This window comes from Oscillibacter hominis (assembly GCF_014334055.1).
In the GTDB taxonomy this organism is placed as follows: domain Bacteria; phylum Bacillota; class Clostridia; order Oscillospirales; family Oscillospiraceae; genus Oscillibacter; species Oscillibacter hominis.
In genome coordinates this window covers 478,575-491,689 of the sequence record NZ_CP060490.1, presented here as the reverse complement: position 1 = coordinate 491,689, position 13,115 = coordinate 478,575, and the positions used below count along the sequence as shown (strand labels likewise).

General features: G+C 55.8%; 13 protein-coding genes. 4 read left to right on the top strand and 9 right to left on the bottom strand.

Going from position 1 to position 13,115, the window contains the following annotated elements; all coding sequences use genetic code 11:
• Positions 1-2: 2 nt before the first annotated feature.
• The 3 genes from H8790_RS02560 to H8790_RS02550 all read right to left on the bottom strand — a co-directional run bounded on the left by H8790_RS02560 (position 3) and on the right by H8790_RS02550 (position 2,712).
• The gene (locus H8790_RS02560) at positions 3-1,277 is read right to left on the bottom strand and encodes an aminotransferase class I/II-fold pyridoxal phosphate-dependent enzyme (RefSeq protein WP_187333463.1); all 1,275 of its coding nucleotides are present in this window, start codon (positions 1,275-1,277) and stop codon (positions 3-5) included.
• Positions 1,278-1,455: 178 nt separating this feature from the next.
• Positions 1,456-2,040: an HdeD family acid-resistance protein gene (locus tag H8790_RS02555; protein ID WP_187333462.1), complete on the bottom strand. Its 585-nt coding sequence runs from the start codon at positions 2,038-2,040 to the stop codon at positions 1,456-1,458.
• Positions 2,041-2,151: 111 nt separating this feature from the next.
• Complete coding sequence (locus H8790_RS02550) at positions 2,152-2,712, bottom strand: TetR/AcrR family transcriptional regulator (RefSeq protein ID WP_187333461.1); 561 nt, start codon at positions 2,710-2,712, stop codon at positions 2,152-2,154.
• A gap of 310 nt (positions 2,713-3,022) precedes the next feature.
• Between H8790_RS02550 and H8790_RS02545 the strand changes: the two genes are divergently transcribed.
• Positions 3,023-3,364 (top strand): Hpt domain-containing protein, encoded by a 342-nt coding sequence (locus H8790_RS02545; protein ID WP_187333460.1) that lies wholly within the window; start codon positions 3,023-3,025, stop codon positions 3,362-3,364.
• Positions 3,365-3,419: 55 nt separating this feature from the next.
• On the opposite strand, the gene H8790_RS02540 is transcribed toward H8790_RS02545, so the two are convergent.
• Positions 3,420-3,767 (bottom strand): arsenate reductase family protein, encoded by a 348-nt coding sequence (locus H8790_RS02540; protein ID WP_187333459.1) that lies wholly within the window; start codon positions 3,765-3,767, stop codon positions 3,420-3,422.
• Positions 3,768-3,847: 80 nt separating this feature from the next.
• On the opposite strand from H8790_RS02540, the gene H8790_RS02535 reads away from it, so the two are divergent.
• The 3 genes from H8790_RS02535 to H8790_RS02525 all read left to right on the top strand — a co-directional run bounded on the left by H8790_RS02535 (position 3,848) and on the right by H8790_RS02525 (position 6,870).
• Positions 3,848-4,654 carry a DNA-3-methyladenine glycosylase family protein gene (locus tag H8790_RS02535; RefSeq protein ID WP_187333458.1) on the top strand — a complete coding sequence of 269 codons (807 nt, stop codon included), beginning with the start codon at positions 3,848-3,850 and terminating at the stop codon, positions 4,652-4,654.
• The gene (locus H8790_RS02530; RefSeq protein WP_187333457.1) at positions 4,651-5,769 is read left to right on the top strand and encodes a DUF362 domain-containing protein; all 1,119 of its coding nucleotides are present in this window, start codon (positions 4,651-4,653) and stop codon (positions 5,767-5,769) included. Before H8790_RS02535 ends, H8790_RS02530 begins: the two co-directional genes overlap by 4 nt.
• A gap of 219 nt (positions 5,770-5,988) precedes the next feature.
• A complete protein-coding gene (locus tag H8790_RS02525) occupies positions 5,989-6,870 on the top strand; it encodes a DUF362 domain-containing protein (protein ID WP_187333456.1) in 882 nt (293 codons plus the stop codon).
• A 342-nt stretch (positions 6,871-7,212) separates the two neighbouring features.
• Here H8790_RS02525 and H8790_RS02520 read toward each other — a convergent pair whose 3' ends face one another.
• The 5 genes from H8790_RS02520 to H8790_RS02500 form a co-directional block, all read right to left on the bottom strand.
• Entirely contained in the window at positions 7,213-7,902 is a 690-nt protein-coding gene (locus tag H8790_RS02520; RefSeq protein ID WP_187333455.1) for a hypothetical protein, read from the bottom strand.
• 396 nt (positions 7,903-8,298) lie between these two features.
• Positions 8,299-8,988 carry a hypothetical protein gene (locus H8790_RS02515; RefSeq protein ID WP_187333454.1) on the bottom strand — a complete coding sequence of 230 codons (690 nt, stop codon included), beginning with the start codon at positions 8,986-8,988 and terminating at the stop codon, positions 8,299-8,301.
• Positions 8,989-9,384: 396 nt separating this feature from the next.
• Positions 9,385-10,074, bottom strand: a complete 690-nt coding sequence (locus H8790_RS02510; protein ID WP_187333453.1) for a hypothetical protein — start codon at positions 10,072-10,074, stop codon at positions 9,385-9,387.
• A 471-nt stretch (positions 10,075-10,545) separates the two neighbouring features.
• Positions 10,546-11,304 (bottom strand): hypothetical protein, encoded by a 759-nt coding sequence (locus tag H8790_RS02505; RefSeq protein ID WP_187333452.1) that lies wholly within the window; start codon positions 11,302-11,304, stop codon positions 10,546-10,548.
• Between the two features lie 4 nt (positions 11,305-11,308).
• Positions 11,309-12,937 carry a peptidoglycan-binding domain-containing protein gene (locus tag H8790_RS02500; RefSeq protein ID WP_243208545.1) on the bottom strand — a complete coding sequence of 543 codons (1,629 nt, stop codon included), beginning with the start codon at positions 12,935-12,937 and terminating at the stop codon, positions 11,309-11,311.
• Positions 12,938-13,115: the final 178 nt, after the last annotated feature.

Here is a 13,115-nt window from a genome sequence, read left to right as displayed (position 1 = left end):
GCTTATGCCATCAGCTTTTCCAGCGTGGCCATGCGCAGGCACACGCAAAATACCTCAAGGGCCTGCTCCAGTTCGGAGACCGGGGGCAAGGAGGGCGCGATGCGGATGTTGCTGTCCTCCGGGTCCTTGCCATAGGGGTAGGTGGCGCCGGCGCCGGTCATGGTGACTCCCGCCTGCTTACAGAGCTCCAGCGTCCGCCGGGCGGTGCCGGGCATGGCGTAAAAGCTGACAAAGTAGCCGCCCTTGGGGCGCTTCCACTGGGCGATCTCCAGCGGGGCGATCTTCTCATCCAGGGTATCCAGCACGGCCTTGAACTTGGGGCCCATGATGGCGGCGTGGCGCTTCATCAGCTCCAGCGTATGCTCCTTGTCCTTGAGATACTTCACGTGGCGCAGCTGGTTCACCTTGTCATAGCTGATGATCTGGATGCCGATCAGCTTGGAGAGATAGCTGATGTTGGCCTCGCTGGCCGCCATGACGGACATACCCGCGCCGGGCAGGGTGATCTTGGAGGTGGAGGCAAATTCAAACACCATATCGGCGTTGCCCGCTTTTTCGCACTCCTCCAAAATGTTCAGGAAGGGGACAAACTCCCCGAAGAACTCGTGGACGCAGTAGGCGTTGTCCCACATGAGAAGGAAGTCGGGGGCCGCGGGCTTCAGCGCGGCAATGCGGCGGACGGTGGCGTCGGAGTAGATGACGCCGTCGGGGTTGGAGTACTTGGGCACGTTCCACATGCCCTTGACAGCCGGATCCTTCACCAGTTCCTCCACCCGGTCCATATCGGGGCCTTCGTCGGTCATGGGGACGGAGATCATCTCAAAGCCGAAGGACTCGGTGACCTTGAAGTGGCGGTCATAACCGGGCACGGGGCACAGCCACTTGATCTTCTCCTCCCGGCACCAGGGGCGCTGGGAATGCAGCAGGCCGTGGGTATACGCCTTGGAAATCAGGTCGTACATCAGCTGCAGGCTGGCGTTGCCGCCCACAAAGGTCTGCTCCGGCCGCACGCCCAGCATATCTGCCCAGTAGCTTCGGGCGGCGCTCAAGCCCTCCAGATTCCCGTAGTTGCGGGCGTCCACGCCGTCGATGATGAAGTCCTCGGGCTTGCGCACCACGTCGAAAATATCGCTGACCATATCCAACTGGGCCTTGCTGGGTTTGCCCCGGGCCATATTCAGCTTCAGGCCTTTTTCGCACAGGACGGAAAATTCAGAGCTGACCGCCTCGTATTCCCTCTTCAGCTCTTCCTTACTCAATTTTTTGTATGCAGTCACAGAAAAACTCCCTTTCTTGCCCGGCACCGCGCCGGTTTTTCTATGTTTTTCAGCTGCACTCAGTATAGCGAATTCCCGTTCAACTTGCAACCGTCTCTTCTCTCCGCATTGCTGGAAATTCTCTTCATTTAGCCGCGGATTCGGTCATTTTCCCGAAAAACGTCACAAAAAGCACGGTTCAAAACAGGTGATACCCCTCCTGGTCTTCTTCGTTGATGGGGGAAAACCGTTTGACCAGCCGGATGGTGTACATCGCCACCAGGAGGTTTTGAAGCCCGTCGGCCATCAGGGCCAGGCCCAGAAGGGCTGTCAGTGCCAGTGCACCGTTCAGCGGGTTGCAGATCAGAAGGATGCCCAGGATGGCCGTCACGGTGCCCAGGATCAGGATCGCCCACCAGCGCTCCAGGCCGAACTGCCTGGCCTCCTTGGCCGTCTGGAGCTTGAAGGTGGATTCCGCCAGCAGGAAAAGGCCGAAGATCACATTGACAAACGCCAGCAGACGCTGGGGCCGCATCAGCAGGATGATTCCCACCGCCACAGCAAAAATCCCCAGGGCAAAATCAAACTGGAACGCCAGCCCGTAGGTATCATTGACAAAATAGCCGCACAGCTTCACCACACCGCAGACCACCGTCACCGCCCCGGCCAGGGAGCACATGGTCACGGCGGAGAGCTCCGGCGCAAACAAAAGCGCCGCGCCCAGCAGAATCAGAGCAATGGAGTAAAACATATAGACCCGCTTGATCCGTTTTACGGATTGCATCTTATCGCCTCCTTATCCAGTTCACAGCTTACTCCCCCGGCCTCTTCTTTTCCATGGACAAAAAGGATGGGATGTGCAAAGTTTGCACATCCCATCCTTTTTGTTTGAACTTTATCGTTCCTCCACCGTCTTGGAAAGGACGGCGCGGATGTTTCCGTCCAGGAGCTTCCCCAACCGCTGGATTTTCTCTGTGGGATCCTCCTTCATGCCCCGCTGGAGCCAGTTCAGAATCATCCCCACCAGCGCGTATTTGTAGAGGTCCACCACCATGCACACGTCCTCCTCCTGAACCGGCAGGTCCGCCGTGAGGCCCCGGACAATCTTGTCCATCAGGTCTCCGGTGATGTCATAGAGATACTGCTCCAACTGCTCCCGGCTCAGGGAGTGGTAGACGTGGAAAATGGCCCGCCGGTTCTCCAGAGCAAAAGACACCGTGTCCAGAAAGCCCTCTTCCCAGCTGGTATAGGCCTTGCCGCTGTTCAGCCGTTTGTCCGTCTCCTGGCGGAACACTTCTTCCAGCAGGGCGTAAATATCCTCAAAGTAATAGTAGAAGGTGCTCCTGGTGACGCCGCAGTCGTCCACAATATCCCGGACCGTAATCTTATCCAGAGGAGACTGGTTCAGCAGCTTCAAAAACGACTGGATGATGGCGCGTCTGGTGATTTGAGACATGGCAGTTCCTCACTCAACAACTGATTTCGATACATTATATCATTTTTTTCGACAAAAAGCAACTTTTTCACCCGAAGGGGCTGCCTTCCTCCCTGTACGATGATTCTATTCAGCCGCCGCCTGTAAATTCACAGGCCCTGACGCCGAAGGCGCTTTATTTCCCCTTGAACCTGCCGTAAACGGAATAGAGCAGCTGTAAGGCCGCCCAAGTCAAAAAGGCCGCCGCTTGCCAAAATGGGCGGGAGATGGTATACTTACATGGAAAAAGGCCGCGAAGGGCGGTCATTCTGCTTGGATCGGGGAGGGTCTCATGGATCGGAAGAGATTGGCCGCCGGGGGAATCGATTACGACTCTGGTGCGGCGCGCTGCGGCAGCGAATCGCTGTATGAAAGCCTGTTGTCCCAATATGGATCCTGCGTCGCCTCACCGGAAGCCATCCGCTCCCTCTGGGAAGCCGCGGATTATGAGCAGCTGAAAATGGTGGTGCACAACCTGAAGGGCACCAGCGGCAACCTGAGCATCCAAACGGTGTTCCGCCTCTCCGCCCGGGCCATGGAACTGCTCCGCGCGCAGGACTATACCGCCCTTTCCCAGGTGATCCCAGACCTGGAACAGGCTCAGGCCGCGGCGTTGAGCGCCATTGGGGGATAAAACAGCGCGCCGGTTCCGCGTCGTGCGGAACCGGCGCTATCGTTTATCCGCCAGCTCAGATCACGCTTTCCCACTCTTTTGGGCGAAAACCCGCCATCACAAAACTGTCTCCCACCAGCAGAGGGCGTTTGACCAGCATGCCGTCCTGAGACAGCAGCTCCAGCTGCTCTTCCTCGCTCATGTCCGGCAGAGTGTCCTTCAGGTTTTTGGCCTTGTACACAAGACCGCTGGTGTTGAAAAAGCGCTTGAGGGGCATGCCGCTGCGGGCATACCAGGCGCGCAGCTCCTCTTTGGAGGGCCGCTCCTCCCGAATGTCGCGCAGCTCGTAGGAAACGCCCCGCTCATCCAGCCACGCCTTGGCGCGCTGGCAGGTGGTGCACTTGGGATACCAAAGAAACAGCATATGCTCTCTCCTTTCTTTTTCTCAATATATACCATTATTTCGACATACGCAAGTCTTTCCGGACTTACTTTAGGAGCGCCATGATCGAACGTACGCTGACACAATTGAATCTGGCCCAGATCGCCGACAGCGGGCAGTGCTTCCGCCTGCTCCAACGCGGCCCCGGCCGGTTCCGCCTCATCGCGGCCGGCCGGGTGCTGGACCTTGCCCAGGAGGGCCGCCGGGTCTCTTTCCACTGTACGGAGGAGGAGTTTCAGACGATATGGGTCCCCTACTTTGACCTGGACACCGACTACGGGGCTTTTCTGCGCAGCATCCCGGCGGACGACGTCTTTTTGACTCAGGCGGCCCGGTTCGGCGAAGGCGTCCGCATTCTGCGCCAGGACCCCTGGGAGATGCTCATCACCTTCCTCATCTCCCAGCAAAAGCAGATTCCCGCCATCCGCGGCTGCGTGGAGACGCTCTCCCGGCGCTACGGCACGCCCATCGGAGAGACCGGCGAATACGCCTTCCCCAGCCCGGAGGCCCTGGCCTCGTGCTCCCTGGAGGAGCTCAGGTCCTGCGCTTTGGGCTACCGCGCCCCCTATCTTTACGCTGCCGCCCGCTCGGCGGGGGACCTCAGCCAGTGGTCGTCCCTTTCCGACCAGGACCTCCTGGACCATCTCACCGGGCTTTCCGGCGTGGGGCCAAAGGTAGCCAACTGCATCATGCTGTTCGGTTTTCACCGCATTGCCGCCTTTCCCCGGGACGTGTGGATCAACCGGGTCATTGACCGGCACTATGGCGGGAACTTCCCCCTTGAGCGCTACGACGGCTTTGCCGGTGTCATCCAGCAGTATCTGTTTTACTACGCCCGCAGCGGGCCGAAAGGAGGAGATGCGGAATGAGGCAGGTTTATGCCGTGCGCTGCCCCTCTTACGACCAGGCCCGCCAGCAGATGGAACGGCTCCTCTCCCTGTGCGGCGGCATGGCGCAATTCGCCCAGCCCGGCGAGGATATAGTGGTGAAGGTCAATCTGCTGCGCCCGGCGCCCCCGGAAAAGGCCGTCAGCACCCACCCGGCGGTGGCCGGGGCCGTGTCCGCCCTGATCGCGGCACAGGGTGCCAGGGCGGTCCTGTGCGACAGCCCCGGCTCGGGCTACCCCTATACCGAATCCACGCTGCGCAGCCTCTACCGCCAGTGCGGTATGGAGGAGGCGGCGGAGCGCTCCGGTGCCTCGCTGAACTTTGACCTCTCCTCCCGGGAGGTCGCTCTCCCCCAGGGCCGGCTGATCCGCCGGGCCGAGGTGATTTCCCCGGTTTTGGACGCCGACGGGGTTATCAACGTCTGCAAGCTGAAGACCCATGTCTTTATGGGCATGACCGGCGCGGTAAAAAACCACTTCGGCATCATCCCCGGCCTGGGCAAGGTGGGCTTCCACGCCAAGCTCCGGGACCGGGAGCTGTTCGCCCGGATGCTGCTGGACCTGTGCGGCTTTGTCTCGGCGCGGCTGCATGTTATGGACGCCGTTGTGGCCATGGAGGGCGACGGCCCAGGGGAATCCGGCCGGCCGCGCCCCGTGGGCTGGCTGCTGGCCTCGGAGGATGCCGTGGCGCTGGATTACGTGGCCTGCCGGATGATCGGCCAGGAGGACAGCCCCGTGCTCCGCGCCGCCGAATCGTTTTGGGGGTTCGATCCCCTAAAGGTGGAGTTAGTGGGTGCATCCATGGAGGAGCTCTTTGTCCCCAATTTTCTCCTGCCCTGCCGGCGGGAGGGGATGCTGGGCAAAGCCACGGGCCTGGGCGCGCCGGTGCAGCGGCTGCTGGCCTCCGCCCTGAGCAGTGCGCCGCGAATCGACCACCGGCGCTGCGTGGGCTGCGGCATCTGTGAAAGGTCTTGCCCCCAGGGCGCCATTTCCCTTGCCGGCGGCAGGGCGGCGGTCGACCGCTCCCGCTGTATCCGATGCTACTGCTGCCACGAGCTCTGTCCCCAGGCGGCGGTGCTCCTGCGCCACGAAAAATAAACAGCGAGCCGCAGGACGAAAATTTCGTCCTGCGGCTCTTTGCTGTGGAGATGGGCCAGATCAACGCCCAGTGCAGACGGAGGCCCGCCGTCGCCCGGGACCATCTCCGAAACGTTTATTTTCCTCTTGACATGGAGTTCACTCCAGGTGATAAGGTTGAAAAAACAGCCAGGCTCTCTCGCAGCCTGACGCGCTTTCCAAACAACAAGGAGGATCACTATGGAACGTTCAACCGTTTACTTTACCAGAGACATCAGCCCAGCGGGCCTCTTGAGGGCTTACGAAGCCTTAGGCGCTGCGCTCAAGGGCAAGGTGGCCGTCAAGCTCTCCACCGGAGAACCCGGAGGCCACAACTTTTTGTCCCCGGACCTGATCCGCGGCCTGGTGTCCCGGCTGCACGGCACCATCGTGGAGTGCAACACCGCCTACCCCGGACGTCGGGACACCACCCAGGCCCACTGGCAGACCATGGAGGAGCACGGCTTCCGGGCCATCGCCCCCTGCGACATCATGGATGAGGAGGGCGACATGGCCATCCCAGTCCGTGAAGGACGCCACCTGAAGGAAAACTATGTGGGCGCCCATTTGGCCAACTACGACTCCATGCTGATCCTTTCCCACTTTAAGGGTCACGCCATGGGCGGTTTCGGCGGCGCGCTGAAAAATATGTCCATCGGCGTCGCCTCCTCCCGGGGCAAGGGCCACATCCACTGCTCCGGCGGCTCCTTTGCGCACTTTGAGGACATGTTCACCGCAGACCACGACTCCTTCCTGGAGTCCATGGCTGAGGCGGACAGCGCCGTCATGGACTATTTGGGCAGGGAAAACATCGTCTATGTCAGCGTGGCCAACAAGCTCAGCGTGGACTGCGACTGCGACGCCCATCCCCATGACCCGGAGATGGCGGACCTTGGCATCTTTGCCTCCTTAGACCCGGTGGCTCTGGACCAGGCCTGTGTGGACGCCGTCTACCGCTCCCCGGACCCGGGCAAGGCGGCTCTGATCGAGCGGATGGAAAGCCGAAACGGCATCCACACCGTGGAGACCGCCGCCCAAATGGGGCTGGGCAGCCGGGACTATACTTTGGTGAATCTGGATTGAGCACACATAAATGTGGGCGCAATGCTGAGCTTTACAACTCTGACGTCCTCGCCCACATTATCTCTTATTTTGTATTGGACATAAGTGTCTGTTCACAATGAAAAAAATGCAGGCTTCCATCCGGCGGCCATTCCATCCCCGGTGCTGGCAGCGAACGATTCGATTCCCGTACGTCGGCTTGTGGAACCCACGACGGATTTACTGTGATAGCCAACTTCACATGAAAATCAAGATAGGAAATCACATAGTCCGCTAAGGGGTGTACTACACTTAAATGCGCAATGACAGCCTGAGGCCTTTTTCAATGGAAAGCCCAAACACCTCAGATATTTTCCGAAGGGGTTAGAACCCGGGCGGATTTTGGAATAAAATGTTGTGTTCCTTACAAACCGCTGCGACAATTTCCTGCAGCGCCGTCACATCCACTGTTTTGGGGTTCAGCGTTACATATAAGGCGCAGGGACCCCACTCGCTCAAGTCAAACCAGACATCATATTGCCCGCTGGCCACGATCTCCGCAGCACTTTTTGCATCAGAAAAACAAAGGCTCTCTGAAAGAACGTAGAAGTCAAAGAAGCAGCCATCAACGGTGCTGATATCCTGACTGGCCCAAAAAGCAGCGGGGTCAAAGCCTGTTTCCAGAAGCAGAAGCGTTCTTTCATTCGGTGCGTCAATAGAAAAAGAAGCGCCGATGTGTTCCAGAAAACGACGGTACCGAACCGGAAAACATTCTGGCCAATGCTTCTCTTTTTTTGACGGTTCTTCGCTGGAATAGATCCGCGTCAGAACCTGTCTGGAACCACAAAAGCGTTTCATAATCTCCATACTCAATGGTATGATCCGACGGTCATCCTCGCCTATGTTGGAGAAAAACTCATATTGTATACACGGCGCTGGAACGCGTGATTGTGCCTCTTCTGTGCATTTTATAAAATGCAGACTGCCGTCCGGCGGCCAGTCGTCCGGCGCCGGCGTAGATTCGTGATGTCGATGGAAATAATAACTATCCCATAACGATTTAATCAGCCCCATGTCCAATCCTCCTCACAAGTAATATCTACAACCCACTTTCCCAACGCATCGCCGCCAAAGGCGCCGCCGATTCCGACCACAAAGCCTAACACCGGGACAGCAATCGGCGCACAGGTTCAACAGGGATTCACACTCGCGGCTGTGACGGCAGGATGTGCCTGCCATCCTGCTGACATCATATAGAACCCGCACCTGTTTTGCAAGAGCAGTTCGTGCGCTGGCTTCGATTTTCTGAATCCGCTTTTCATTTTTCCGCAGGTCCTTATAAATTCCTTCCACCGCTCCGGCGGCACGATCTCCAATTTCCTTCCAATAAAAAGGCCTCAGGCTGTCCAATGATAACCTGAGGCCTTTTTCGATGGAAAGCCCAAACACCTTAGACATTTTCCGAAGGGATTAGAACCCGGGCGGATTTTGGAATAAAATGTTGTGTTCCTTACAAACCGCTGCGACAATTTCCTGCAGCGCCGTCACATCCACTGTTTTGGGGTTCAGCGTAACATATAAGGCGCAGGGACCCCACTCGCTCAAGTCAAACCAGACATCATATTGCCCGCTGGCCACGATCTCCGCAGCACTTTTTGCATCAGAAAAACAAAGGCTCTCTGAAAGAACGTAGAAGTCAAAGAAACATCCATCAACGGTACTGATATCCTGACTGGCCCAAAAAGCAGCGGGGTTAAAGCCTGTTTCCAGAAGCAGAAGCGTTCTTTCATTCGGTGCGTCAATAGAAAAAGAAGCGCCGATGTGTTCCAGAAAACGACGGTACCGAACCGGAAAACATTCTGGCCAATGCTTCTCTTTTTTTGACGGTTCTTCGCTGGAATAGATCCGCGTCAGAACCTGTCTGGAACCACAAAAGCGTTTCATAATCTCCATACTCAATGGTATGATCCGACGGTCATCCTCGCCTATGTTGGAGAAAAACTCATATTGAATACACGGCGCTGGAACGCGTGATTGTGCCTCTTCTGTGCATTTTATAAAATGCAGACTGCCGTCCGGCGGCCAGTCGTCCGGCGCCGGCGTAGATTCGTGATGTCGATGGAAATAATAAATATCCCATAACGATTTAATCAGCCCCATGTCCAATCCTCCTCACAAGTAATATCTACAACCCACTCTCCCAACGCATCGCCGCCAAAGGCGCCGCCGATTCCGACCACAAAGCCTAACACCGGGACAGCAATCGGCGCACAGGTTCAACAGGGATTCACACTCGCGGCTGTGACGGCAGGATGTGCCTGCCATCCTGCTGATATCATATAGAACCCGCACCTGTTTTGCAAGAGCAGTTCGTGCGCTGGATTCGATTTTCTGAATCCGCTTTTCATTTTTCCGCAGGTCCTTATAAACTTTTTTCACCGCTCCGGCGGCACGATCTCCAATTTCCTTCCAATAAAAAGGCCTCAGGCTGTCCAATGACAACCTGAGGCCTTTTTCGATGGAACGCCCAAACACCTTAGACATTTTCCGAAGGGATTAGAACCCGGGCGGATTTTGGAATAAAATGTTGTGTTCCTTACAAACCGCTGCGACAATTTCCTGCAGCGCCGTCACATCCACTGTTTTGGGGTTCAGCGTTACATATAAGGCGCAGGGACCACATTCACTCAAGACAAACCAGACATCGTATTGCCCGCTGGCCGCGATCTCCGCAGCACTTTTTGCATCAGAAAAACAAAGGCTCTCTGAAAGAACGTAGAAGTCAAAGAAACATCCATCAACGGTACTGATATCCTGACTGGCCCAAAAAGCAGCGGGGTTAAAGCCTGTTTCCAGAAGCAGAAGCGTTCTTTCATTCGGTGCGTCAATAGAGACCGAAGCGCCGATGTGTTCCAGAAATCGACAGTACCGAACCGGAAAGTGTTCCGGTGGATACTTCTCTTTTTTTGACGTCTCTCCGTTGGAATATATCCGCGTCAAAACCTGTCTGGAACCACAAAAACGTTCTATAATCTCCATACTCAATGGAATGATCCGACTGTCATCCTCACCCACGTTGGAGGAAAACTCATATTGAACAAAGGAATCTGGAATATGCCATTGTGTGTATTTTGTATAGTCAATGAGGTGCAGACTGCCGTCCGGCGGCCAGTCGTCCGGCGCCAGCGTAGATTCGTGATGTCGATGGAAATAATAACTATCCCATAGCGATTTAATCAGCCCCATGTCCAATCCTCCTCACAAGTAATATCTACAATCCACTTTCCCAACGCATCGCCGCCAAAGGCGCCGCCGATTCCGACCACAAGGCCTAACACCGGGACAGCAATCGACGCACAGGTTCAATAGGGATTCACGCTCGCCGCTGTGACGGCAAGATGTGCCTGCCATCCTACTGATATCATATAAAGCCCGCACCTGTTTTGCAAGGGCAGTTCGTGCGCTGGATTCGATTTTCTGAATCCGTTTTTCGTTTTTCCGCAGGTCCTCATAAATCTCTTCCACCGCTCCGGCGGCACGATCTCCAATTTCCTTCCAATAAAAAGGCCTCAGGCTGTCCAATGATAACCTGAGGCCTTTTCGATGTTGACGGAGACTCAACCTCCGGAAACGCCACCCTATAATCCTCGTACCCCATCAAACATAAAAAGAGCCGGATTTCATCGTCTCTCTTTCTATGATGCGGGCTTGGTACTCCTATCTCAGCGCCGGATCCTCCGGCCACATCACACAGAGCCGTTTCCCGTTTGCCTCGCAAAATGCACGCAGCTTGCTCAACATCTGTTCTTCGCTGAATTGGCCGTGTTCAAGAATCATATGCAACGTTTTCATGTTGTAATTTAATGTAAAAAAGCAGTCTGAGCTTTCACAGTATTTCTCTATATCCGCATAGTCAGACGGCGAAGTTCCCAGCAACTCCTTACTATATGCGGTTTGGGATAAGCAAATGCTTCCACAATTTCCCGGCGTGGTGCAAAATGGCTCCACTACTCCTCGATTCATACCATCCGTTAGCGTCAGCATGGCCTCCTTTCCATCGTAATATACCCGCTCTCCCTCTCTTGGGCTACTATTGGAAAATCGCACATACGCCGGCACAAACCTCTGAGGCACCAGACGATAGTTTGCCATCTCCTCAATTAACAGGGGGTCTATCGGCCTGTCCTGAACGGATGTAACCACAGCGAATCCTTCCAGCAAATATTGCATCAACCGAAATATAAACATAGGCGTATGGAGACTGTAGTCGTCCTTAAATTCTTTTTTCGCCTCCAGGAAATACGCATCAGCGCCAGCTATAGGAAAATGCGTTTCCTCCAGAATATAAAGGTCTTCGAATTCATCGTCTTCCTCCAACTCCGTTTGGTAGAGATGGGACGTCAAGTATGACAAAAATGTATTGTTGCGGTTCCCATGCCGCTGATTCTCTTTCAGTTCCTTTTTCCTGTTCCACATAATGTCAGTCCTCTACATATGTGATGTCCACGATTTCCCGTGCAAGCCAATCCCCGGCTGCGGACCCGATCATACCGCCCAGCAAACTGAGTACCGGAACCGCTACAGGCGCTGCGGGGCCGGTCATTCCACCGGCAATCGCGCCAATCTTTGCCCACAGTGCCGCGCCGGCCCAGCTCCCGCCTATGCTGGCCGCCGCGGACAGTGTCTTTTTGCCGATCTTCCGGTCCGCGTCCTTCAAGTCTGCATCAATGGTTGTCCCCAATTCCAGCGCATCCAACGCAATTCCCGCAACCAACAGCACCTTTCCTGCAACGCGAACTTTTTTACCAGTTGCTTTCAGATCTTTTAACGCGTTATATGCGTCACCAGACAGCTCATGATGATTGAATCTACTTTGGAGCTGATTGTAAATCCAATTGCTGTTGGGAACCTTGTCAAGATTAATGTGAGGATAGTTAATCGTCGTTTTTACTCCACGTATCCACACTGTTTCTGTCCCGGTCGGTTTCGGATCGATTCTGATATATGGATGCGTACCCGCCATCAACGCATCATGAAAACCATATTTTTTCCCATATTTTGCACTGCCAATTTTAATCCCTGTCAGTTTGCTTTGCAGCGGGTCAATCCAAGTGAGAGTCGGCACGGTGCCGTGTTCCAGTCTACTTAAAAACTTTTCCCACGCTGCCAGCGTTTTCTTCCCATAGACTCCATCCTCGGTGAGATGTTCCCCCACACCTAACTGGTTCAGCTTTTGTTGCAGCTGCCGGATTTTTGCCGGGTCGCCGCCCACGAACCACGCAAGCCTCTCGATCTTGCCGCCCAGTGAACCGATCCCCGCGCCGCAGCGCCCCAGTTCGACCGCAGCAAGCTTCAGCGCCTGTTCGGTTTCATCGGTGATGTAATTGTTCTCACGCTCATTGCGCTCCAAATCCCGCTCCAGCTGGCGGGCGATGGATTCCAGCTCATCTTTCAGTAAGCCGGCGTAATCAGGGCTTCCCCAGCGGGCGCTGTGCGCCGCCGGAAGTTCCTTCACAAATACCTCCCGCTCCATGTGGGTCAGGCACTCGCTCCCGCCTATGGCATGACCGCAGCTGCCCCGCGCCTCCGGCTCTTCGCCGCTTTCATATGCCTCGATCACCTCTTCAAAAAAGCCCGTCTCCTGTCCCTGGGATATCTCCTCTAAGAACGCACGCTTTTTCCCGCTTCCGCCCGCGGCATAGCCAATCCCCCACTCCGCCGCGCGTTTGATGAGGTCCATGCACTCGCCGGTGGAAAACTCCGGATGGTTCCTGGCCCTCCAGACGGCCGCCTGTACCGCGCGCTCATTGCCAAAGGGATTGCTCCACACAAGAAAACCGGACAGGTTCAATAGGGATTCGCACTCGCCGCTGTGACTGCAGGATGTGCCAGCCATCCTACTGACATCATATAAAGCCCGCACCTGTTTTGCAAGGGCAGTTCGTGCGCTGGCTTCGATTTTCTGAATCCGTTTTTCGTTTTTCCGCAGATCCTCATAAATTTCTTCCACCGCTCCAGCGGCACGATCTCCAATTTCCTTCAGCGTCTCCCAATAAGCTGTCTCCGATGGCTGCCGCATCAGGCCGCCGAACCATGTGTCCCGGTTCACCCGGCTCCAATATTCCCCGCTGCCTAAAATTGCCCCGTTCCCGCCTATGGCCTCCCTGCTCATCCGCACTCCTCCTAAGAGTAATCTCATAAAAGGCATACTATGGATGGAAGTTGAACGTTTTCGCGCAATCATCCGCTAAAATCACGCAAAAAGGCCTCAGGCTGTACAGTGACAA

Coding starts and splice junctions, on each gene's coding strand:
- H8790_RS02525 (WP_187333456.1), top strand. CDS start 5,989: ATGGAACGTTCAACCGTTTACTTTACCAGAGACATCAGCCCAGCGGGC.
- H8790_RS02550 (WP_187333461.1), bottom strand. CDS start 2,712: ATGTCTCAAATCACCAGACGCGCCATCATCCAGTCGTTTTTGAAGCTG.
- H8790_RS02515 (WP_187333454.1), bottom strand. CDS start 8,988: ATGGGGCTGATTAAATCGTTATGGGATATTTATTATTTCCATCGACAT.
- H8790_RS02530 (WP_187333457.1), top strand. CDS start 4,651: ATGAGGCAGGTTTATGCCGTGCGCTGCCCCTCTTACGACCAGGCCCGC.
- H8790_RS02520 (WP_187333455.1), bottom strand. CDS start 7,902: ATGGGGCTGATTAAATCGTTATGGGATAGTTATTATTTCCATCGACAT.
- H8790_RS02505 (WP_187333452.1), bottom strand. CDS start 11,304: ATGTGGAACAGGAAAAAGGAACTGAAAGAGAATCAGCGGCATGGGAAC.
- H8790_RS02545 (WP_187333460.1), top strand. CDS start 3,023: ATGGATCGGAAGAGATTGGCCGCCGGGGGAATCGATTACGACTCTGGT.
- H8790_RS02510 (WP_187333453.1), bottom strand. CDS start 10,074: ATGGGGCTGATTAAATCGCTATGGGATAGTTATTATTTCCATCGACAT.
- H8790_RS02540 (WP_187333459.1), bottom strand. CDS start 3,767: ATGCTGTTTCTTTGGTATCCCAAGTGCACCACCTGCCAGCGCGCCAAG.
- H8790_RS02555 (WP_187333462.1), bottom strand. CDS start 2,040: ATGCAATCCGTAAAACGGATCAAGCGGGTCTATATGTTTTACTCCATT.
- H8790_RS02535 (WP_187333458.1), top strand. CDS start 3,848: ATGATCGAACGTACGCTGACACAATTGAATCTGGCCCAGATCGCCGAC.